Annotated in this window: 20 protein-coding genes, 1 pseudogene and 1 riboswitch; of the genes and pseudogenes, 12 read left to right on the top strand and 9 right to left on the bottom strand. The window is 71.4% G+C overall.

What is annotated here, in order from left to right:
* Positions 1 to 316 precede the first annotated feature (316 nt).
* A complete protein-coding gene (locus ACN28F_RS17710) occupies positions 317 to 1,303 on the top strand; it encodes a hypothetical protein (RefSeq protein WP_289209038.1) in 987 nt (328 codons plus the stop codon).
* 166 nt (positions 1,304 to 1,469) lie between these two features.
* Entirely contained in the window at positions 1,470 to 2,444 is a 975-nt protein-coding gene (locus tag ACN28F_RS17705) for a hypothetical protein (RefSeq protein ID WP_421361434.1), read from the top strand.
* Here the strand turns inward: ACN28F_RS17705 and ACN28F_RS17700 are convergent.
* The gene (locus ACN28F_RS17700; RefSeq protein WP_289209037.1) at positions 2,409 to 3,281 is read right to left on the bottom strand and encodes a menaquinone biosynthetic enzyme MqnA/MqnD family protein; all 873 of its coding nucleotides are present in this window, start codon (positions 3,279 to 3,281) and stop codon (positions 2,409 to 2,411) included. The genes ACN28F_RS17705 and ACN28F_RS17700 overlap by 36 nt on opposite strands.
* Before the next feature lie 180 nt (positions 3,282 to 3,461).
* Between ACN28F_RS17700 and ACN28F_RS17695 the strand changes: the two genes are divergently transcribed.
* The 6 genes from ACN28F_RS17695 (at position 3,462) to ACN28F_RS17670 (ending at position 10,276) form a co-directional block, all read left to right on the top strand.
* On the top strand, positions 3,462 to 3,677 hold the full coding sequence (locus tag ACN28F_RS17695; RefSeq protein WP_421358734.1) for a ribbon-helix-helix protein, CopG family: 216 nt from the start codon (positions 3,462 to 3,464) through the stop codon (positions 3,675 to 3,677).
* Positions 3,674 to 4,024, top strand: a complete 351-nt coding sequence (locus ACN28F_RS17690; protein WP_289209035.1) for a type II toxin-antitoxin system PemK/MazF family toxin — start codon at positions 3,674 to 3,676, stop codon at positions 4,022 to 4,024. Before ACN28F_RS17695 ends, ACN28F_RS17690 begins: the two co-directional genes overlap by 4 nt.
* 205 nt (positions 4,025 to 4,229) lie before the next feature.
* On the top strand, positions 4,230 to 6,293 hold the full coding sequence (locus tag ACN28F_RS17685) for a HelD family protein (protein WP_421358731.1): 2,064 nt from the start codon (positions 4,230 to 4,232) through the stop codon (positions 6,291 to 6,293).
* A 197-nt stretch (positions 6,294 to 6,490) separates the two neighbouring features.
* On the top strand, positions 6,491 to 7,939 hold the full coding sequence (locus tag ACN28F_RS17680; RefSeq protein ID WP_289209033.1) for an MBOAT family O-acyltransferase: 1,449 nt from the start codon (positions 6,491 to 6,493) through the stop codon (positions 7,937 to 7,939).
* Between the two features lie 8 nt (positions 7,940 to 7,947).
* Positions 7,948 to 9,240: a hypothetical protein gene (locus tag ACN28F_RS17675; RefSeq protein WP_289209032.1), complete on the top strand. Its 1,293-nt coding sequence runs from the start codon at positions 7,948 to 7,950 to the stop codon at positions 9,238 to 9,240.
* 58 nt (positions 9,241 to 9,298) lie between these two features.
* Entirely contained in the window at positions 9,299 to 10,276 is a 978-nt protein-coding gene (locus ACN28F_RS17670; protein ID WP_289209031.1) for a hypothetical protein, read from the top strand.
* Positions 10,277 to 10,292: 16 nt separating this feature from the next.
* On the opposite strand, the gene ACN28F_RS17665 is transcribed toward ACN28F_RS17670, so the two are convergent.
* A complete protein-coding gene (locus ACN28F_RS17665) occupies positions 10,293 to 11,921 on the bottom strand; it encodes an alpha/beta hydrolase fold domain-containing protein (RefSeq protein ID WP_421358729.1) in 1,629 nt (542 codons plus the stop codon).
* Positions 11,922 to 12,119: 198 nt separating this feature from the next.
* Between ACN28F_RS17665 and ACN28F_RS17660 the strand changes: the two genes are divergently transcribed.
* The gene (locus ACN28F_RS17660; RefSeq protein ID WP_421358727.1) at positions 12,120 to 12,887 is read left to right on the top strand and encodes a VOC family protein; all 768 of its coding nucleotides are present in this window, start codon (positions 12,120 to 12,122) and stop codon (positions 12,885 to 12,887) included.
* Between the two features lie 18 nt (positions 12,888 to 12,905).
* Here the strand turns inward: ACN28F_RS17660 and ACN28F_RS17655 are convergent.
* From ACN28F_RS17655 to ACN28F_RS17635, 5 genes and pseudogenes are all read right to left on the bottom strand, one after another.
* A pseudogene (locus ACN28F_RS17655) lies at positions 12,906 to 13,676 on the bottom strand (ABC transporter ATP-binding protein); the annotation flags it as partial.
* 47 nt (positions 13,677 to 13,723) lie between these two features.
* Entirely contained in the window at positions 13,724 to 14,818 is a 1,095-nt protein-coding gene (locus tag ACN28F_RS17650) for a FecCD family ABC transporter permease (protein WP_289209028.1), read from the bottom strand.
* 1 nt (position 14,819) lies between these two features.
* Complete coding sequence (locus ACN28F_RS17645; protein ID WP_289209027.1) at positions 14,820 to 15,773, bottom strand: ABC transporter substrate-binding protein; 954 nt, start codon at positions 15,771 to 15,773, stop codon at positions 14,820 to 14,822.
* 125 nt (positions 15,774 to 15,898) lie between these two features.
* Positions 15,899 to 15,970: riboswitch (cobalamin riboswitch) on the bottom strand.
* Between the two features lie 131 nt (positions 15,971 to 16,101).
* A complete protein-coding gene (locus tag ACN28F_RS17640; RefSeq protein WP_421358725.1) occupies positions 16,102 to 18,003 on the bottom strand; it encodes a M14 family zinc carboxypeptidase in 1,902 nt (633 codons plus the stop codon).
* 162 nt (positions 18,004 to 18,165) lie between these two features.
* Positions 18,166 to 18,393, bottom strand: a complete 228-nt coding sequence (locus ACN28F_RS17635; protein WP_289209025.1) for a hypothetical protein — start codon at positions 18,391 to 18,393, stop codon at positions 18,166 to 18,168.
* Between the two features lie 148 nt (positions 18,394 to 18,541).
* On the opposite strand from ACN28F_RS17635, the gene ACN28F_RS17630 reads away from it, so the two are divergent.
* Both ACN28F_RS17630 and ACN28F_RS17625 read left to right on the top strand, forming a co-directional pair.
* On the top strand, positions 18,542 to 19,177 hold the full coding sequence (locus ACN28F_RS17630) for a class I SAM-dependent methyltransferase (protein ID WP_289209024.1): 636 nt from the start codon (positions 18,542 to 18,544) through the stop codon (positions 19,175 to 19,177).
* Between the two features lie 153 nt (positions 19,178 to 19,330).
* Positions 19,331 to 19,765, top strand: a complete 435-nt coding sequence (locus tag ACN28F_RS17625; protein WP_289209023.1) for a DUF2809 domain-containing protein — start codon at positions 19,331 to 19,333, stop codon at positions 19,763 to 19,765.
* 9 nt (positions 19,766 to 19,774) lie between these two features.
* Here the strand turns inward: ACN28F_RS17625 and ACN28F_RS17620 are convergent, their stop codons facing one another.
* Both ACN28F_RS17620 and ACN28F_RS17615 read right to left on the bottom strand, forming a co-directional pair.
* On the bottom strand, positions 19,775 to 20,140 hold the full coding sequence (locus ACN28F_RS17620) for a GntR family transcriptional regulator (RefSeq protein WP_289209022.1): 366 nt from the start codon (positions 20,138 to 20,140) through the stop codon (positions 19,775 to 19,777).
* The gene (locus tag ACN28F_RS17615; RefSeq protein ID WP_421358722.1) at positions 20,137 to 20,913 is read right to left on the bottom strand and encodes a hypothetical protein; all 777 of its coding nucleotides are present in this window, start codon (positions 20,911 to 20,913) and stop codon (positions 20,137 to 20,139) included. The genes ACN28F_RS17620 and ACN28F_RS17615 overlap by 4 nt, the downstream gene beginning before the upstream one ends.
* Before the next feature lie 126 nt (positions 20,914 to 21,039).
* On the opposite strand from ACN28F_RS17615, the gene ACN28F_RS17610 reads away from it, so the two are divergent.
* Complete coding sequence (locus tag ACN28F_RS17610) at positions 21,040 to 21,474, top strand: VOC family protein (protein ID WP_421358720.1); 435 nt, start codon at positions 21,040 to 21,042, stop codon at positions 21,472 to 21,474.
* Positions 21,475 to 21,621: the final 147 nt, after the last annotated feature.

The following is a 21,621-nucleotide window of genomic DNA, read 5'->3' as shown; positions in this document are numbered from 1 at the left end:
TAACAAAACAGTCCAGACTCCGGGCAGCATCGGACGGCAGGGAGATGCACCATCGGCGATCCCATGAGGCAACTCACCACGGACATGATTCCGATCCACCTATTGTGCCATTATTATGGAACTAATTGGACATAAACGTTCATTGTCGCCGCAATTAACCTGAACTTGAAACTCCCTCCACTGGCCGATCGAGATTCCCGACGTAAACTGCCCTGTGTCGCGTCGGGCCACACCGAGCGCGCCAGGCCGGACACCCACCGTCGATCAGGACATCCGACGCAGAATCATCCACGCTCACCTCCCGGAGCAGCCCCCAATGACTTCACGCGTGACGGTCACTGTCGTGCTGGCAGCCCTGGTGGTCGGCGCAGTCCTGATGATCCCCACCGCCTCCGCCCGCCTGGTGGGCGACATGACGTCGAACGCCGACAACCAGCCGGCGACCGCGCTGACCGAGTCGACGCCGACCGCCCCCGAGTCTCCTGAGCCGCCCGCCGTACCGACGCTGCGGGCCGCACCGGTCTCCGTCCCCGTCGACGGATTCCTCTCCTGGGCACTGCTGGACCGGGCCAGCGGCGAGATCAACGGCTCGGACAACATCACCGAGACCAGCTCGACCGAGTCGATGATCAAAATCTGGATCGTCTCCGACTACCTGCGCGAACTGGGCGAGGCCGAGCCGAGCCCGGACAACCTGGCGCAGGCCGAGCTGGCCATCCGGGACAGCGACGACGACGCGACCAACCGGCTCTACTACGCCGCCGGCGGCGACATCGTGCTCGACCGGATGATCAAGATGTGCGGGTTGGCGCAGACCCGGGCGGTGATCCCGCCGGGGGAACGCAACATCTGGTGGAGCTACACCCAGATGTCCGCCCGCGACGCCGTCCTGATGGGCGAGTGTGTCCGCAACGGCACCGCCGCCGGGCCGAAATGGACCGACTGGGTGCTGAACGAGATGGCGCAGGTCCGGGGCAGCACCGCGGCGACGGACCAGCAGGCCCGCTCCGGCGGCGGCCGTTGGGGGATCGTCGACGGGCTGCCACAGAGCCTCCTCGACTCAGTCGAGGTCGGGATCAAGAACGGCTGGACCCGGATCTGGGCCGATGCCTCCTGGCACCTGAACTGCCTCGCGGTCACCGACGACTGGGTGCTCGCCGTGCTGACCCGCTACCCCGGCGAGTACGGACTCGACTACGGTGCCAACCTCTGCCGCGACGTCACCCGGCAGCTGGTCACCCCGCACGCCGGCGCGTCGATCCAGCTTCCCGCCACCGCCGCCACGCCGGCACCCCGTAGCTGACATGGCGGATCGACACCCCACCGACCGGGCCGGTGACGTCCCACACCCCCGGATCCCGGTCACGCACACCCGACCGACCGGTATCGCCCGCCACGGCCGGCGACCCGGCCGGCGCCTCGGCGGACGCCGCTGGCCGGTGCCGCTGGCGCTGGCCGGGGTGCTGGTGATGATCGCCGTCACGGTCGCCGCTCTACGGTTCGTCCCCGACGCGCCGCTGGCCAGCGCCGCCGAGCAGCCCGCCGCCGGGCAGTGGCACGACGGCGTACCGCAGTCGGATCCCACACCCACCCCGCAGGCCAGCCCGACGCTGCCACCGCTGGCGGTGGCGCCGGCCGACGTACAACTCGACGTCGACGGCTGGTGGTCGTGGGCGCTGCTCGACCAGCGCACCGGGGAGATCCACGGGTCGGCCAACCTGGCCGAGACCAGCACCACCGCGTCGTTGATCAAGGCCTGGATCGGTGCCGACTACCTGCGCCGGGCCGCCGAGGACGGCCGTACGCCGGACGACTACCGGATGTACCAACTGGAGATCATGATCCGGGACAGCGACAACGCGGTGGCCGAGCAGCTCTGGCAGGAGATCGGCCGGTCGGCGGCGATCGACCGGATGATCGACATCTGCGGACTCACCGACAGCAGCTCCACCGAGAACCGGTGGAGCACCACCCTGCTGTCCCCCCGCGACGTCGCCCGGCTCGGCGCCTGCATCGCCGACGGGCGGGCGGCCGGCGCGACCTGGACGGACTGGTTGCTGACCCAGATGCGTACCGTCCGCAGCCCCGGCGACTTCGGCGTACTGCAGGCCTTCGACGGCGCCGAGGCAGCCGACATCGCCATCAAGAACGGCTGGGTGATCCGCGACGAGGAACGGCAGTGGCACGTCAACTGCCTGGCGATCGGTGACGGCTGGAGCATCGGCGTGATGGTCCGCTTCCCGACCAGCCACGACTACAGCTACGGCGGCCAGGTGTGCCAGGACGTGACCGCCCAGCTCCGCGCGGCGGCAGCGACGTCTGCGGAGGCAGCGACACCTGCGGAGTCCGCGGCACCGCCGGACGTCGAGGTCGACGGCACGGGCACCGGCGCAGGGGCGGGCCGGCCGTCAGGCCAGGAAGAACTCCGGGCCGTCGGCGGGTAGCGGCGGCGCCTCGCCGAGCCGGGCGGCCCGACCGGCGAACTCCCGCAGACCGGCCACCTGCCGGTCGCCGAGGGAGAAATCCAACACCCGGAAGTACGACGCCAGCGTCGCCGCGTCGAACGGCTCCCACCGGGCGGCTGCCTGCGCCACGTCGTCGAGCTCGGCCAGGCACAGGTCACGGGAGCGTAGGAAGGCCTGGTGGACCTCCTTGACCCGGCCAGGATGGGCAGCGGCGAAGTCACGGCGGACCGCCCAGACGGCGAACACCATCGGCAGACCGGTCCAGTCCCGCCAGGCCTGCCCCAGGTCGGTGACGGTCAGACCACGGGCGGGGGCCTCGTAGTGCGCCCGCAGCGCGACATCGCCGATCAGCACCGCCGCGTCCGCCTCCAGCAGCATCTGGGTGAGGTCGGGCGGGCAGGTGAAGAACTCCGGGGTGACCCCGTACCGCTGCGCCAGCAGCATCCGGGCCAGCAACACCCCGGTACGCGAGGTGGAGCCGAGGGCGACCGGCCGGCCCGACAGCTCCTCCAGTGGCCGGGTGGCGACGACGTTCACCGACAGCACCGGGCCGTCGCTGCCCACCGCGATCTGCGGCAGCAACAGCAGCTCGTCGGCGTGCCGCAGGTACTCGACCAGCGAGATCGGACCGATGTCGAGGTCACCGGCGACCAGCGCGGCGCTGAGCCGCTCCGGCGAGTCCTTGTGCAGGTCGACGTCGAGCAGCGCGCCGGAGCGCATCAGCCCCCAGTAGATGGGCAGGCAGTTCAGGAACTGGATGTGCCCGACCCGGGGCCGGCGCAGCTCGCCGCCCGCTCCCCCGTCACCACGACTCATGATCCCCACCGTATCGGGCGGTCCGCCGGGCGGCGCGGGTACACGGCCGGCGAGTGGCGTACCACGCAGTCCGGGGCGACCCGACGACCCGGCCGGATATTCGTCGCCGTTTGCCGGGACAACCCCGTGGCCGCCCGCGAGACGGTAGCAACGAAGGTAGGAACGCGGTAGCATCGCGGTATGAAGGTCAGTGTGAGTCTGCCCGACGACGACCTCGCCTTCGTGGAACGCTATGCCCGCGACCGTGGCAAGACGCGCTCCGCCGTCCTGCACGAGGCCGTCCAGTTGCTGCGTCGGCGCGACCTGGCCGCCGAGTACGAGTCGGCGAACGACGAATGGGTGTCCAGCGGTGAGGCCGACGTCTGGGACGCCGTGACCGGAGACCTGCTGCGGTGAAACGGGGCGACGTGGTCCTGGTCGACCTCAACCCCATCATCGGAGCGGAGGCGGCCAAGCGCCGACCATCGGTCGTGGTCAGCAACGACGCCGCCAACCGCAGCGCGGTGTCGCGCGGCCGGGGCGTCATCACCGTCGCGCCGGTGACCAGCAACACCTCCCGGGTCTACCCGTTTCAGATCCTGCTGCCGCCGGATCCGGGTACCGGGCTGACCGTGGCCTCCAAATGCCAGGCCGAGCAGATCCGCTCCATCGACGTCGCCCGGGTGCATCGCCGGCTCGGTGCACTCTCCCCGGAGCAGCTCCGGGACCTCGACGCCGCCATCCGGCTGCACCTGGACCTGTGAGGTCGCCGCGCCGGTCCGGACGCCACACCCGGCGGACGGCGTACGGGTCGAAATCGGTGGAGGACGTCGACGACGGCGAGTAGTGTCACTGGTCGCTTGACGGCCATGGTGAACAGGCACCGCTGACGGACGTCACCGCGCCGGGGCCCCGACGGGCGACCCGGACACGCGAGCGAGCACGCCGACGATCCGCGCTGGAGTCCGCATGCCCGTACCAGATCTCGACACCGAACTCGCCACCGAACGCGCCCACCTGGCCGCGTCCCGCGCCGCGCTGCAGCGGATGCGGCAGCGGGCGGAGACCCTCTTCGCCGCCGGGGACACCGTCGCCGGGGACGCGTACACCGCCGAGACCCTCGGCCGGCACCTGTCCCGACGGGTCGCCGAACTGGCCGACGACCCGCACACCCCGCTGTTCTTCGGCCGCCTCGACTTCGGCCCGGCCGACGACGCCACCGCACCGACGGACCAGGCCACCGCACCGACGGACCAGATCACAGGCCGCCACCACATCGGCCGGCGGCACGTCGCCGACGACGCCGGCGAACCACTCGTCCTGGACTGGCGGGCACCGGTCAGCCGCGCCTTCTACCAGGCCAGCGCCGCCGACCCGCAGCAGGTACGGGTCCGCCGCCGGTTCGGCTACGTCGGTGGCGACATCACCGGCTTCGAGGACGAACACCTCGACCGGGGCGAGGAGCTCGGCACCAGCTCCCGCATCCTCACCACCGAGATCGAACGGCCCCGGGTCGGACCGATGCGCGACATCGTCGCCACCATCCAGCCCGAACAGGACGCGCTGGTCCGCGCCGACCTGGGCACCTCGATCTGCGTACAGGGGGCGCCCGGCACCGGCAAGACCGCCGTCGGCCTGCACCGGGCCGCATACCTGCTGTACGCCTACCGGGAGCGGCTGCGCCGCGCCGGAGTGCTGATCATCGGACCGAACCGGGCCTTCCTGGCGTACATCGCGAACGTGCTACCCGCGCTCGGCGAGGTCGAGGTCGCCCAGTGCACGATCGCCGACCTGATCGACGCGGTGCCGGTCCGGGGCGTGGACGACCCCGCCGTCGCCGCGCTCAAACACGACCCCCGGATGGCCGAGGTGCTGCGCCGGGCCGTCGCCGCGTACCTCGGCGAGCCGCAGGAGCCGATCACCGTCGCCGACGGCTCGTACCGCTGGCGGATCGGTGCCGAGGCCCTGCACCGGGTCGTCGCCACGGTCCGCGCCGAGAATCCGCCGTACCTGCTCGGCCGGGAACGGGTGCTGGCCCGCGTCGTCGCGCTGCTGCAACGCCAGGCCGAGACCCGGCGGGCGGAGTCGCCCAGCGACGCCTGGCTGCGGCGGATGGCGCGGGTCGCGCCGGTACGCGGCTTCCTGGACCAGGTCTGGCCCGCACCGACCGCACCGCAGGTGGTGGCGGCGCTGCTCACCGACGCGCGCCGACTGGCCGACGCGGCGACCGGGGTGCTCGACGACGCCGAGCAGGCGGCGCTGATCCGTCCGGCGGCCCGCTCGCTGGGCAGTGTGCGGTGGACCGACGCCGATCTGGTGCTCATCGACGAGGTCGCCGGGCTGCTGCACCGGCCGGCCGGGTTCGGCCACGTCATCGTCGACGAGGCACAGGACCTGTCCCCGATGCAGTGCCGGGTGATCGCCCGGCGCAGCGAACACGGCTCGATCACCCTGCTCGGTGACCTGGCGCAGGGCACCGCCGTGTGGGCGGCCACCGACTGGCGCGACGCCCTGACCCACCTGGGCCGCCCGCAGACCCGGGTGGTGCCGCTGTCGGTCGGGTTCCGGGTGCCGGCGGTGGTGGTGGCGCTGGCGAACCGGTTGCTGCCCGCGCTCGGGGTGGACGTGCCCCCGGCCGTGTCACTGCGGCGCGACGGCTCGCTGTCCGTGCGTACCGTCGCAGACCTGGCGACCGCCACGGTGGCCGAGGTCCGCGCGGCCCTGACGCACGACGGCTCGGTCGGGGTGATCGCCGCACGGGACACGACCGCCGGCCTGCGGGACGCGCTGGCCGCCGCCGGCGTCGCGACCACCGACGTCGACGACCCCGACCCGGCGGTACGGGTGACCGTGGTCGCCGCCACCGACGTCAAGGGCCTGGAGTACGACCACGTGATCGTCGTCGAGCCCGCACAGATCGTCGCCGCCGAGCCACGCGGCCTGCACCGGCTGTACGTCGTGTTGACCCGCGCGGTGTCCCGGCTGGTGGTGCTGCACAGCGCGCCGCTGCCGGACGCACTCGCCGACGACTGACCGGCCGCTGCGCCCCGAACACCGTCCACCAAACACCTTCGGCCACAACGACTTCACTGTCCGCACTCGACTGGGAGTCGGCGTCGGGGCGACCGCGAGTTGCCGTTAGCATGACGCGTTTCTCCCCACACCCTTTCGCCTCAGACCCACCCCGTACCGCCACTGCCCGCCCCCCCCACTCACCTGGAAGTCCGAGAATGGCCTTCTCGTCCCCTACCTTCCTGTTCCTGTTCCTGCCGCTGACCCTGCTCGGCTACCTGGCCGCGCCGGCCCGACTGCGCAACCTGTGGCTGCTGGCCGCGAGCATGCTCTTCTACTTCTGGGGTGCCGGCGGTGAAATCGGCGTCCTGCTCTACGTGGGGCTGATCAGCTTCTTCGGGGCGTTGATCGGATGGCGGGCCGGGCGACGGGCCCAGGCCGCGCAGGACGCCGGGGGCCGGGCCGCAATGCCGAAGGCCGCGATCGTTTCGCTGATCGCGTTGCTTCTCGTACCACTCTTCCTCTTCAAATATCTGCCACCCCTGGCCGACTTCGCGGACTCGATCGGGTGGAGCGACCGGTTCGGCGTCGGTCCGGTCACCTGGGCGCTGCCGCTGGGTATCTCGTTCTTCACCTTCCACGCCATCTCGTACGTCGTGGACACCGCCCGGGGCGCGATCCCGGCAGAACGGTCGCTACGCGACTACCTGCTCTACCTCTTCCTCTTTCCACACCAGATCGCCGGCCCGATCGTCCGGTACGCGGAGATCGTCGACGAACTGAAGAGCCGCCGCGACGTGCACCTGGAAATGGCGGTGTACGGGATCACCCGATTCGCCTGGGGTCTGGCGAAGAAAGTGTGCATCGCCGATTCCGCAGGTATCGTCGCGGACGCCGCTTTCGGTTCGGCAGGCGGTGACATGTCCGCCCCGACGGCATGGCTGGCCGCCGTCGCCTACACCGTCCAGATCTATTTCGACTTCAGCGGATACTCCGACATGGCGATCGGGCTGGCCATGTTGTTCGGGTTCCGCTTCCCGGAGAACTTCCGGGCGCCGTACACCGCGCTGGGGCCGGCGGACTTCTGGCGGCGCTGGCACATGACGCTGTCCCGGTGGTTCCGGGACTACGTCTACATCCCGCTCGGCGGCAGTCGACACGGGCTCCGGCGGGAGTACGCGGCCCTGCTGATCACCTTCCTGCTCACCTCGCTGTGGCACGGCGCCACCTGGCCGTTCCTGGTCTGGGGCGGGCTGCACAGCCTCGGTCTGTTGGTCGAACGGATCACCGGCGTTCGTGACAGCACCCGGCTGACCTGGCTACGTCGAGTGGTGACCGCCGTGTTCATCATCGCCGCCTGGGTCCCGTTCCGGTCCCAGACGATGACCCAGACCGGGCAGATCTGGAACGCGATGGTGACCGGCGGGCTGGCCGCGCCACCGCCGGTGGTGCTGGTCACGCTCACCCCGTTGACCGTCGCGGCGATCCTGCTGGGCGTGGCCGCGTTCTTCGCGCCCCGGTCGACGACCGGTTTCCAGTTGGTGCACGGCCAGTTCCAGGGCTTCCGCATGCGGGTGGCCACCGTCACCGCCCCGGTGCTGCTCGGCGTGGCGGTCGTGGGCGCGCTCTGGATCGACTTCAGCCCGTTCCTCTACTTCCAGTTCTGAGGATTCCGATGACCCAGACGCCGAATCTCGCACGCGACCGTGGGCAGACCGACAGCCCGGGCACCACGACCGACCCCGGCGACCCGGCCGACGGTACGGCGCAGGCCGGTCGGCGTAGTCGACTCGCGGCCCGGCTGCTCACCCTCGGGCTGGCGGCACTACTGCTGGTGCCGACCCTGATGAGCATCCGGGATGCCGACGACGCGGTGGAGAACCGGGCCTCGGTGCCCTTCCCCGAGCTGAACTCCGACACGGTCGCCGACACCGACACCTACCGCCAGTTCGACGCGGCCCTGCGGGACCGGCTGACCCTGCGGCGTCAGGTGGTCAAGGCGGTCGGCAAAGTCGGGTACGACGGGCTGGGGACCAGCTTCAGCAGCAGGGTCTACGTCGGCGAGGACCAGGTGCCGTTCTTCACGGAGGACTTCACCAAACCCTGCCTCACGCCCTTCGACGCCGAGGCGGTCGACGCCCGCCTGCGGTCGTTCGAGGAAACCGCCCGGGCCTCCGGCAAGGACGTGCTCTTCGTCGTCGCGCCGGACAAGACCTCCGTACTGCGGCACAAGCTCGGCTGGCCGGCGGACGTGCTGATGGTCTGCGCCGACCCGGTGCGGGAGCAGTCCCAGGCACAGTGGGGCGACGACCACGCCGGGCCGGTGGTGACCCTCTGGCCACAGTTCGCCGAAGCGGAGCTGGCCGAACCAGGTCGGATCTGGCAGACCGGCGACAGCCACTGGAGCTACCAGGGCGCGATGATGTTCACCCGTGCCGTACTTGAGCGACTGGCCGTCCGGGGCGGTGCGCCGGACGAGCTGCGCGACGCACCGGGCGCGCAGCAGCGGCCCGACCGGAGCCTGGCCGGCGACCTCTACCCGCTGATGGGCATCCCCCGCAAGGACAAGGTGGCGAACTGGGTCGTGCGCCGGGAGGGTGTCACCGTGGAGACCACGGCCACCGAGCTGGCCTCGGGGCGTACCGAGCGGGTCCACACCACGGTCGCCCCGGACGGTACGCCGATGGTGCCCGGTCGGACCCTGGTGGTGTACGACTCGTTCTTCTACCTGGCCGAGGCGCAGCTGACACCGTACTTCGCGCAGCTGCACACCTTGCACTGGGACGATTTCCTGCCGATGGCCCGCGCCGGTCAGGTGCCGGAGTTCGACCGGGTCATCTTCCAGAGCGTGCAGCGCAGTTGGCCGCAGCGGACCGTCGACCAGCTACCGGATCCGGCGGTCACCGCCACGCTCATGGCCGGGCTGGGCGCGCCGGCCAGCCCGTCGGCGGCGCTAGCAGACGACTGAGTGTGACCACCCCGGACCCGCCCCGGTCCGGCACCGACCGCTGCGGAACAATCGCCAGGTGAGCGAGGAGAAGTCGACCGGCGGCGGGCTGCGCCGGCTGCTCGCCTTCCTGCTCGCCGTCGTACCGGTCGCCCTGGTGCCGATCACCGCCGAACTGCTGCGCCACCGGCTGCCGCACCGGCTGCCGATGCACTGGAACGCCGCCGACGTGGTCGACGCGACGAGTTCGCTGACCAACAGCGTCACCGGGTACACGATCGGGGCCTCCGTCGGGGCGGTGCTCGCCGCCGTCGGCGTGCTGCCGCTGGGGCTGCGGTGGCGGCTCCGCCGGTGGCTGATCACCATCGGGGCGGCGGTGGCGGCCTTCGTCGCCGCGATCTGGCTGACCACCGTGTCGCTGTCGATCGACGTACTGGATCCGGCGCAGGCACCGGCACCGAGCTGGCACGTGCCGGCGCTGCTGATCGGCGTCAGCGGCTGGACCTTCGCGGCGTACCGGGCCTGCGGCCCACCACCGGCGGCACCGGCCGCAGCCGGCCGACCCGCCGCCGACCTGCCCCGGGTGCCGCTGCCGCCCGGTACGGGCAGCTGGACCGCGCCGGCGGCGGTGTCCCGTCACGGGTTCTGGCTGCTGGTCCCGCTGCTGCTGCTGACCGCGCTGGTCGCGTTCTGGCTCAACATCTGGGCGGCCAGCCCGGCGCTGTTCGCCGCAGCGCTGGTGGGCCTGACGCTGGTCAACCGGCTGAGCATCGACCGGACCGGCATCCACATCGGGTTCGGCCCGTTCGGCTGGCCCCGGCTGACGGTCCCGGCGCGGGAGATCGCCGGCGCGGTCGAAACCACCGTCCGGGTCGCCGAGTGGGGCGGCTGGGGATACCGGCTGCATCCCGACATGCGGGGTCGCGGCCTGATCACCGGATCCGGCCCGGGGGTGCGGGTCGAGCTGTCCGGCGGGCGCTACCTCGTGGCGAGCACCCGGGACGCGGCGACCGTGGCCGGCCTGGTCAACACCGTCGCCGACCTCGTCGAACGCTGAACCGCAGCCGCCGGGGTCAGATCCCGGTGGGCCAGCCACTGGACGACTGACCGGACGGGTTGAACGCCGCGTGCAGTGCGGCCGCCACCCGGTCCTGGGCCTGCACCGCCACGTCCAGCACCGCCCCCATGCCGAAGAACTCATGCGGTACGCCGTCGTAGTGGATGTGCTCGACCCGCACCCCGGCGGCCCGCAGCCGGGCGGCGAACTCCTGCCCCTGGCTGCGCAGCGGATCCCGCTCCACGGTGATCACCACCGCTGGCGGCAGTCCGGCGAGGCGCTGCACCGGCACGTCGAGCAGCGCCACCCGGGGATCGGCGAGCAGCTGCGCCGACGGGAAGGTGTGCCGGGCGAACCAGCTCAGCATCGCCCGGTTCAACGGTGCCGCGTCGGCGGCGTCCACGGTCGAGTCGTCATCGACGACGATGCTGGTCAGCGGGTAGATCAGCACCTGGAGCAGGGGCAGCCGTTCGCCGGCGTCACGCAGTTGCAGGCAGGTCGCCGCCGCCATGTTGCCGCCGGCTGCCTCCCCGGCGATCGCGATCCGCTGCGGATCCCCGCCGATCTCCCCGGCGTTGGCCAGCAGCCACCGGGTGGCGGCGAGGACATCGTCGTGGGCGGCGGGGAAGGGATGCTCCGGCGCGTGCCGGTAGTCGACGGCGACCACCATGCACCGCTCCCGGTTGCACAGCGCCCGGGGGGTGGCGTCGTAGGTGTCCAGGCTGCCGACCACCCAGCCGCCGGCGTAGAGGTAGACCAGCACCGGCAGGCCGGCCGACGGTGAGGCCGACGTCGGCCGGTACACCCGCAGGGTCAGCCCGCCGCCGGGCCCGTCGATCACGTAGTCGAAGACCGAGTCGACCGGTTCCCGTTCGTCGAGGTCGCCCCGGTCGGCGCGGATCCGGGCCACCGCGTCGGTGAGCGTCGGCTGCCGGCGGGCCTCCGCCGGGTCGAGGATCTCGGTCGGCCGGGGCCCCAGCGCGGCGAACGCGTCCAGCAGCGCCTGCGACTGCGGCTCCAGCAACCCGGAGGCGTCGGTGGCGACCCAGCCGCGCCGCCCCGACGTCCGGTCCCGCAGCCGGTCGAGCAGCGCGGTCGGCCCGCCCAGCAGCCGACCGCCCCGGGCGGTGTTCGGTGCCTGCGGGTGCGGGTGCGTCGGTGCCCGGTGCTTGGCGGCGCTGAACTGCTCCCCCAGCTGCGCCATCCGCTGCGGTCCGACGGCGGCCCGCAACGCCGGCAGCAGGATGCCCTCCTGCTCGGTGGCCTGCCGCCGGACGTCGGCGATCAGGTGGTTGAGCGCCTCCTCGAAGTCCAGGTTGCCGGGTTTGGACCGGTCGATCTCCGCCGCCGCCTCCTTGATCCGTTGCCGGGTGTCCCGGCCCCGGCCGATCAGATCGGCCACCGCTTCGGCCGGCAGCCCGCCGGCCGCCATCCGCTGCGCCACCTCGGGCTCGTCGAGTACCGGGTCGAGGGTCTGCTCCTCGGCGACCAGGTGCATGGACATCCGGAACACCACCTGGTCGGCGAGGATCCGCCGGTCCCCCTGGCCTGCCTCCAGCCGCTGGAAGATCCGGTCCAGCAGGATGTGGTCGTCGCGGATCGCCCGGTCGATGTCACCCGGCAGCGCCTCGATCACTTGTCCCATCGCTCCCCCTGGTCGCGTCCGTCCCGCGCGCCACCGCCGCTGGGTGGCCGCCCGCCTGTGGCGCGGATACCCGACACCGCGCCTAAGATTCGCCGTACCGCCGGTCGTTTCGGCCCGATCGCGCGCGCCACGGCCCGGTCGGGTGCCACGATGCGGTCAGTGGGGTGCGCCCGACGTCCCGCAGGAGGAGAGGCCGTCATGTCCGTCGCCGCAGCCGGGGTCCCCGCCTGGGTCGATCTCGGCACCCCCGACCTGGCTGGTGCGATCCGGTTCTACGGCGAACTGTTCGGCTGGACCGCCCGGATGCCCGATGAGCCGGACGGTGAGGGGTACGTCCTGTTCAGCAAGGACGACAAGCTGGTCGCCGGTGCCGGCGCGGTCTCCACCGACGGGCAACCGCCCACCTGGACCACCTACATCGGCACCCTGGACGCCCAGGCCACCGCCAAACTGGTGGAGTCGGCCGGCGGCACCGTACTGATGCCGCCGTTCGACGTGCTGGACCGGGGGCGGGCCGCCGTCTTCACCGACCCGGGCGGTGCCAGCTTCGCCGTCTGGCAGCCGGTCGGGATGGTCGGTGCCGAGTTGATGAACGTGCCCGGTGCGCTCTGCTGGAACGAGCTGACCACCCGCGACCCCGACGGTGCCAAGGAGTTCTACGGCGAGGTGTTCGACTGGGAGGTACGCGACACCCCGTTCCCCCCGATCATGTACACGGAGTGGCTGGTCGAGCAGCAGCCGGTCGCCGGGATGATTCCGATGGTCGGCGACGACTGGCCGGCCGAGCTGCCCGCCCACTGGATGGTCTACTTCGCGGTCAACGACTGCGACGCGACCGTCGAACACGCCACCGCGCTCGGTGGCACCGTGTCAGTCGCCCCCACCGACCTGCCGCACGGCCGGTTCGCCGTGCTCCACGACCCGCAGGGGGCGTTCTTCTCGGTCATCCGCATCGCCGGGGACTGACGGCTGCCCGGTCGCGTGGGTCGACCGGTCGCGGACCGGGACGACCAGCGGGCCGTGGGCGCCCGGCAGCACCCGTACCCGGGCCCGGTAGTAGCGGGCCAGGTTCTCCTCGGTCAGCACCTGCGCCGGTGGGCCGTCGGCGACCGCACGGCCGGCGGCGAGCAGCACCAGCCGGTCGGCGTACTCACCGGCCACCGACAGGTCGTGCATGGTCGCCAGCACGGTCAGCCCCCGGTCGCGGCGCAGCTCGTCGACCAGCTCCAGCACCTCCTGCTGGTGGCCGATGTCCAGCGCACTGGTCGGCTCGTCGAGCAGCAGCAGCGGGGCCTGCTGGGCGAGCGCCCGGGCCAGCAGCACCCGCTGGCGTTCGCCGCCGGACAGGGTGCTCAGCTGCCGGTGCGCGAACCCGGACAGGTCGAGCCGGTCCAGCACCTCGTCGACCACCGCCAGGTCGGCGGCCGATTCCCGGCCCAACGGCGGGACGTACGGGGTCCGTCCGAGCAGGACGTACGCGGCGACGGCCATCCCGGCGGGCACCACAGGGGACTGCACGACGGTGGCGACCCGCCGTGCCCGGTCCCGCCGGCCGAGCCGGGCGATCGGCGTACCGAACAGCTCCAGGGTGCCGGTGGCCGGCACCAGCCCGCCGACCGCCCGCAGCAGGGTCGACTTGCCGGCACCGTTGGGGCCGATCACGGCCACCCACTCCCCGGCGCGCACCGTCAGGTCGACTCCGTCGAGCACCGGCGTACGGTCGAGGCGTACCCGCAGGTCACGAACCTGGACCACGACGGAGTCGGCGACGGGACCGGCAGGGTCGGGGGCGGATCGGGCGGTCACAGCGTCACCGTCCGGCGGGTGGTGCGCAGCACCAGGACGAAGAACGGGGCACCGAAGAAGGCGGTGACCACGCCGATCGGGATCTCGGCGGGGGCGGCGACGGTCCGCGCCACGACGTCGGTGACGGTCAGGAACGCACCGCCGAGCAGCATCGACAGCGGCAGAATGACCCGGTAGCTGCTGCCGACCACCAACCGGACCAGGTGCGGCACGATCAGCCCGACGAACCCGATCAGCCCGGAGACCGACACCGCCGCCGCGGTGCCCAGCGACGCCGCAGCGAGCAGCAGATAGCGGGACCGCTGCGGGTGCAGCCCGAGGCTCGCGGCCTCCTCGTCGCCGACCGACAGTACGTCGAGTTCCCGGCCGTGCACCAGCACCACCAGGCCGGCCAGCACCGCGTACGGGGCGATCAGCCGCACCTCGTGCCAGCCGTCGGTGGCGAGCCGGCCGAGCAGCCAGGAGTAGACCTCCCGGATCGTGTCGACGTGCCGTTGCAGCAGGTAGGTCTGGCCGGCGGCGAGGAACGCCGAGACCGCGACGCCGGCCAGGATCAGCGTCGCGGTGGACCGGTCCCGGCCGCCGGCCGCGCCGAGCAGGTAGGTCAGCGCGACCGCGCCGACGGCGCCGACGAAGGCGGCCACCGGTACGGTGACCGGCAGCCCGGTCAGCACTCCGGTGCCGGGGCGAAGCGCGATCACCGCAGTCACCGCCAGCCCGGCCCCGGCGGCGACCCCGAGCAGGTGCGGGTCGGCCAGCGGGTTGCGGAACACCCCCTGGTAGCAGCCGCCGGCCAGGGCCAGCATGCCGCCGACCAGCAGCGCCAGCACCACCCGGGGCAGCCGCAGCTGGGTGACGATCGCGGCCTGCCGGTCAGTCAGTCCACTGTCGAGCTCCACCCCGGGGAGTTGGTCGAGCAGTTCGACGCCGACCGCCAGCGGCGGCAGGCTGGCCGGGCCGAAAGCGAGCCCGGCCAGCACCGCCAGGACGACGGCGGTCACCGCTGCGGCGAACCAGCCGACGGTCAGGCCCGGCCGGTGGCGGCCGCCGTCCAGTCCGCCCGCCGACGGCCGGCGGGCCGTCCGGAGCATGTCAGTTCGTCGCCGCGTCGACCGCGTCGACGATCGCCCGGACCAGGTCGACGACGCGCGGGCCCCACCGGGAGGCGATGTCGTCGTCGAGTTCGACCACCTGGCCGGCCTGTACGGCGGTGATCGTGGACCAGCCGGCGCGGGCCGCCACGGTCTGCGCGTCCTGCTCGCAGCACTTGGTGTCGGCCAGGAAGATCAGGTCCGGGTCGGCGTCGATCAGCGCCTCGGCGGACAGCTGCGGGTAGCCGCCGGCGTCGCCCTGCGGGTCGGCCGCGTCGGCGATGTTGGTCAGCCCCACCATGGCGAACAGCGAACCGACGAAGGTCTGGCTGGTCACCGTGTAGAACGTCGGGTCCAGCTCGTAGTAGTAGGTCAGCGGCTCGGCCAGCTCCGGCGCGTCGGCGACCAGCTTGTCGATCTCCGTACGCATGCTGTCGGCCAGGTCGGCCGCCGCGTCCGGATGCCCGGTGAGCGCGCCCAGTTCGGTGATCTGGCGGTACGTGTCCTCCAGGGTGACCGCGGCGTCGGCGACGTACACCGGGACCGAAAGCCGTTCCAGCCCGGCCACCACCCCGTTGGCGTCGGTGGAGAGCACCACCAGGTCGGGCTCGTAGGTGACGATCGCCTCGACGTTCGGGGTGAACCCGGACAGGTCGGTGGTCGGTGCCTCGGCCGGGTGGTTGGAGTTGTCGTCGACGGCGGCTACCTGGTCACCGGCGTCGATCGCGAAGAGCATCTCGGTCAGCGTCGGCGACAGCGAGACGATCTTCTCCGGCCGTACGTCGAGGGTCAGGTCGCCGACGGTGACCGGGAAGCTGGCCCCCGCCTGCGGGCTCGCGCCGGGCTGTGCGTCGTCGGCGTCGCCGGAGCCGCAGCCGGCCAGGGCGAGCGTGGCGGCGGCGGTGACCGCGGCGGTACGCAGCAGCGCCGCCCGCAGCCGATATGGTGTCCTCATTGGTCCTCCTGTCGGTCGAGGGGTGCTGCTTCGCCGACAGGTCCGGGGTGCCGCTGGGCTGGCCCCGGCCAGGTTGGCGAGGCGCCCTTCCTCGAGAGCGCGGTTCGCGACCACACCGCAGGCGACCTGGCTCACCCCGGGCGGCGCTCGCCGGTCGGGGCATCACAGTTGCGGGACAGCGCCGGGTTCACACCGGCTTCGCTGCGGGGCGGTCGTTAGCACGGTAACCCACCGGTGCCGCCGGGTCGTCATCGCGACAGCCCAGGGCTGCCGTACGGTGATGTTCGCCGCACGGCAGCCCTGGTCGTAGAAGGGTGTCGCCGGAGGGTCAGGAGCGGGTGATCGTCACGTTGTCGATGGCGGCCTCGACCAGGCTGGCGGTGGAGGTGTCCGCCGCCTGGACCAGGATGCGCACCGACTGGCCCGCGTACGGGGTCAGGTTGTAGCTGTTGGTCGACCAGGATCCGTACCGGTTGCTGGCCGCCCCGGACTGGTTGAGCAGGGTGGTGGTGCCGCCGCTGTGGACCACGCTGACCCGCAGGTAGTCGGCCGACGACGAGTTGTTGAGGTGGGCGAGGTACCACGCCAGGGACAGCGTGAGGGTGCCGCTCGACGGCAGCGTGATCGCCGGCGACTGGGCGCTGGTGCCCCCGCCGTCGACGTCGTGCACACCGGCGGAGCTACCGGCGAGCCGGCCGGTGACCAGGCTGTTGCTGCCGGCGTAGGCGGTCAGCTGCAGGGCCCCGCCGGAGCTGGTGGCCTGCGCCACGCCGCGCTCGAACTGCCCGGCGGTGGCGGTGTCGGTGCCGGCCGGGTTGGTCGTCCAGCCGGTGGCGGTCTCGAAGGTGTCCGACCAGACGGTGGTGCCCGGGTCGGGGTCCGGGTCGCCGCCGCCGCAGTACTGGGACTGCTTGCCGATCGCCCGGTACGGACAGTCGGCGTACTCGCTGAGGATCAGCACCGCGTCCCGGTTGCGGGTGGTCTCCCGGTTGATGACCGAGGCGGGCGGGTAGAAGCCGCCGCCGGCGGCACCCCGGGGGTAGAGCTCGAAGGTGTACGCCCAGATGCCGTGTTGGGCCCACATCCAGTCGATGCTGCTGCCGTCGGTGATGTAGAGGTCCGACGATTGCTCCGGGGTGTAGCCGTTGGTGGCCGCCATCTGGCCGCCGATGGTGGCGAAGGTGTTGTACTGGTCGACGGTCATCCCGGTGGTGGTGTTGGCGGTGGTGTGCCCGAACGGCCAGAGCACCAGCTCCGAGTAGGAGTGGAAGTCGATGTTGGCCTTGATCTGCTGGGTGCCGCCGACGACCCGGCTGTTGACGAAGTTGCGCAGCGCCTGGGTCTCCGGGGCGGAGAACGCCGACGGGCCACGGTAGGTGTCCGACGACGGCGATCCGGAGGAGCCGCCGCAGCAGCCCCACAGGTAGCCCCAGTTACGGTTGAGGTCGGTGCCGACGAACGACGACCCGCTGTTGGGTTGCCGGTTCTTTCGCCAGGACCGGTACGAGCCGGTGGCGATGTCGTACTCGCTGCCGTCCGGGTTGACACTGGGGATGATCCACAGTTCCCGGTTGTTGACGATGTTGGTGATCCGCGAGTCGCTGCCGTAGCTGTCGGTGAACAGGTTCAGCAGGTAGATCGCCATCTCGACGGTGAGGTGCTCGCGGGCGTGCTGCTGGGAGTTGAACAGGATCTCCGGTTCGTTCTCGTCGGTGCCGACGTTGTCGGAGATCTTGACCGCCATCAGGTCACGACCCTCGTACGACGTACCGATGCTGACCTTGCGGGCGATGCTCGGATGGTCCGCGACCACCTGGTTCACGGCGGCGGTCATCTCCGCGTAGTTGTGGTACGCCGAGTCCGACGGCGGGAAGTCCAGGGTGCCCACGTCGTCGGTGGCACGGACCGGGGCACGGACCGCTTCGACGTCGAAGCCGAGCGCCTGGATCGCCGTGACCTCGTTGCGGGTCGCGGTGACGTTGATGACGCCGTGTTCGATGAAGTCGATGGCGGCGCCGGTCTTCGCCACCGCGTCGCGGTCGGCGAAAGTCTTCGGCCCGAGGACCCGGTACGGACCGGCGATCGAGTCCCGGTCGACGCCGCTGGGCTTGGGATCGGCCGATACCGGGCCGGTCACGACGGCGAACAGGCCGACGACGGTGGCGATCAGCAGGACGGTGGTCCTGCGCCACGAGCCGGCGGCGTTCGCAGATGGTGCGCGGAATCGCATGTAGACCTCCTGGGGGTGGGGAGGACTCCGCTAGTGAGCACAACTGCACCATTAGTCACATGGTCATATCAATATCCATTACCCTCAGTTCCATGCCAAGCTGATCATCACACGGTGCGGATACTTCGCGTACCGGACAGCACGCAGCGGAGTGTCCGCAGCTCACAGCAGTTTGTCGAGGGTGATGGGGAGATCATGCACCCGGATCCCGGTGGCGTTGTAGATGGCGTTGCCGATCGCTGCCGCCGACCCGACGGTGCCGAGTTCACCGACGCCACGCGCACCGAGACCGTTGACGACCGGGTCGGGCCGGTCGATGAAGTGAACGTCGATGACCGGAATGTCGGCGTTGACGGGGACCATGTAGTCGGCCAGGTTGCTGGCGGCCAACCTGGAATCATCGATCATCTCCGAACGGCGTCGGACGGGGCGCGCCGGGTGGAACCCGGTGGCGGGCAACCGGTCGGCTGCCCTTCCACCCTGATCACCGATGTGGATCGTTGCCAGGACCTGTCGATCCCAGGCTAGGGTGGGCCCGATGACGGGTGACCGCCGCCACGCGATGCTGGAACGACTACGCCGGGCGTACGACACGGGCGCCGCCGCCCGCGACCAGCATCCGAAGTCGGCGTGGAAGATCGCCGAGCGATCCGCGTTCGGCGACCGGCTGGCGCGACGCGGGGCCCGGTCCCTGCTGGAGATCGGTGCGGGCACCGGACAGGACAGCCGGTACTTCCAGGAGCAGGGCTTCGACGTGGTCGCCACCGACCTCACCCCGGCGATGGTCGCCGCCTGCCGGGCGAAGGGCCTCGACGCCCGGCTGATGGACGTCCTGGCCATGGACTTCCCGGTGGCGTCGTTCGACGCGGTCTACACGATGAACTGTTTGCTGCACGTGCCGAACGCCGACCTGCCGGCCGCCCTGACGGCGATCGGAGACGTGCTGCGGCCGGGCGGGCTGTTCTTCCTCGGCGTCTACGGCGGCGACGGCAGCGAGGGCGTCGCCGACTGGGACGATCACGACCCGCCCCGGTTCTTCTCGATGCGCACCGACGAACAGATCCGGCGGTACGCCACCGACGTCTTCGACCTCGTCGACTTCCACGCCCTCGACGTCGACGGCGGCTTCCGCTTCCAGTCGCTGACCCTGCGCCGCCCGGCCCAGGCGCCCTGACGCAAGATCAATGTGAGCGTCGTTGCTGTCATCTCGCGCTGTTGACAACAACGACGCTCACATTGATCTTGATCATGCCTGTCGGGAGCACTGTGGAGGCGGCTACGGTTGGGCGCTGTGACGGATCGGAGCTCATGGGTGCCGGGGTGGCGGGTGCGGCTGGCATCCCTGGCGGCCGCTGGCGGGTTCCTCGCGATCGCCCTCGGCATCCGATTGTTGGCCAGTGGGGACGGTGTGCTGGACAGTTCCGGTGTGCTGCAGCAGCACTCCGGCACCGCCCTGTACGCGTCGATGGTCTACGCGGGCGTCTTCGTCCTCGCCCCCCGGGTCACGCCGGTCGTGGCTGGCGTGGTGGCCGTCGCTTTCTGCTGGCTCGTCGAGCTTCTGCAGCTGACCGGGATCCCGGCGGCGCTGTCCGAGCGCAGCGTCATCGCGCGGCTGGTGCTGGGCGTCCAGTTCGACGCCACCGATCTGGCGTGGTACCCGGTGGGCGTACTGCCGTTGGTGCTTATGCACCTCGGCATCGACCGCTGGCGGCGGTACCGCCGCGACCAGCAACCGACGGCCGCCGGCACCGCCCACACCTAGCGCAGGTGTCTACGGTGAAGTCGGGTGGGCCAGGGCCGCCTGGACGATCCGGACCGCTTCGGCGGGGTCGATGCCGACCCGGCTGATGATCGTCGCGTAGTCGCGGGCGGCGCGGCGGGCCTGTTCGAGAGCCTGGTCACCGGCGGCCGAGACGAACGAGCCGGCCCGCCCCCGGGTCTCGATCAGGCCGGCCTCCTCCAACTCCCGGTACGCCCGACCGACGGTGTTCACGGCGAGACCGAGGTCGGCGGCGAGCCGGCGGACCGTCGGCAACCGGGTGCCGACGGCCAGCGACCGGTCCTGGATCTGCTTCGCGAGCTGGGCCCGCAGCTGCTCGTACGGCGGCGTCGGCGACGCGGCGTCGATGACGATCATCGGACGATCATGGCCTGCCGGGCAGTCGCCCCGACGTCGGCAGTCCGGCGGTGGATCAGGGCGAGCGCGACGACGCCGACCGGGACGAGGCCGATCGCGACCGCGTTCCACCAGCCGAGCGACTCCCCGTACAGGAAAATCGCCGGCAGAATCCAGACCAGGTTGGGGGTGACCAGGGCGCGGGCGTCCTCGACTCGCATGATGACGTCGGCGGTGAGCGACGCCTCGTCCTGCGCCACCGCCGGGCTGGTCAGCACCTGGCGTAGTTGCAGCACGGCGCCGGCGGCGGCACCAGCGAGTCCGATCAGGACGACGGCCGCCCCGGCGCGCAGGTCAGGATCGGAGATCGGCAGTACGCTGAGCGCGAGCAGCAGCGCGCCGGCGAACGTCGCGACCGCGAAGACGGCGTACGGCCGGCCCAGCACCGCCTGCCAGCCGAAGCCGACCGGGTGGGCCACCCGTCGGGGCAGCGCGGCGCCGGCCCGCTGATCGGCGCGACGGATCCACCAGCCGAGCAGCCACTGGCCGGTCAGCAGTGCGACCACCAGCGCGGAGAGTGCCAGGAGTCGGAACTCGGCGGACGTGCCGTCGCCGAGCCGGGAGACGTGGGTGAGCGACGCGCCGATCATGAACGTGGCCAGCAGGAGGCTGCCGTAGGAGTTGGCCTGTCGGCGTACGGCCAGCCGCGCCGCAAGCAGCGGGGTCGGCTCCGCCTCGGTGAGACCGTGCCGGTCCAGCCACTGTCTGGTCTCCGGGTGCGCCGTCTGGCTCATGTCAACACATCCTTCTGTCGCAGACTTTGTCCCATGAGCTTGCGACAGACTGTGGGACAAAGTCAAGCCCGGCGTGCCGGGTGAAACCGGGCGACAGGCAAGTGCACCTGCATCTATGGTGAGCCGATGGCGTCGGTCAAGCAGTTCCAGGTCACCTTCGACTGCGCGCAGCCCGAGCGCGTCGCCCGCTTCTGGTGCGAGGTGCTGGGGTACGTCGTGCCGCCACCGCCGCCAGGATTCACCTCCTGGGACGAGTTCGATCAGGCGCTGCCGCCGGAGCGCCAGGGGTCGGCGTTCGCCTGCGTCGACCCGACCGGCGTCGGCCCGCGGCTGTTCTTCCAGCGCGTCCCCGAAGGCAAGACCGTCAAGAACCGGGTGCACCTCGACGTACGGGTCGGCACCGGGCTCGCGGGCGACGAGCGGCTGGCCGCACTTGAGGCCGAATGCACCCGACTGGTCGCGCTCGGGGCGGAGCGCGTACGACTGCTGCGCGCCGACGGCTTGAGCGAGTCGTGCCTGGTGATGCGCGACGTCGAGGGCAACGAGTTCTGCCTCGACTGACCGGCCACATCTCGACGCAGACGGCACTTCCGGCCGTTGGACGCGGGGCGCACAGACAGGCCTGGTGGACCACCCAGCCAACCGTTGACACATCACCGTAGTCCGGTCGACACTCGATCGAAATACATCGACTGTGGTCGATCGGTG

It is taken from the genome of Solwaraspora sp. WMMA2101 (assembly GCF_049179175.1).
Lineage (GTDB): Bacteria > Actinomycetota > Actinomycetes > Mycobacteriales > Micromonosporaceae > Micromonospora_E.
Note: the sequence above shows the minus strand (reverse complement) of the source record. Positions and strands in the feature narration are given on the sequence as shown.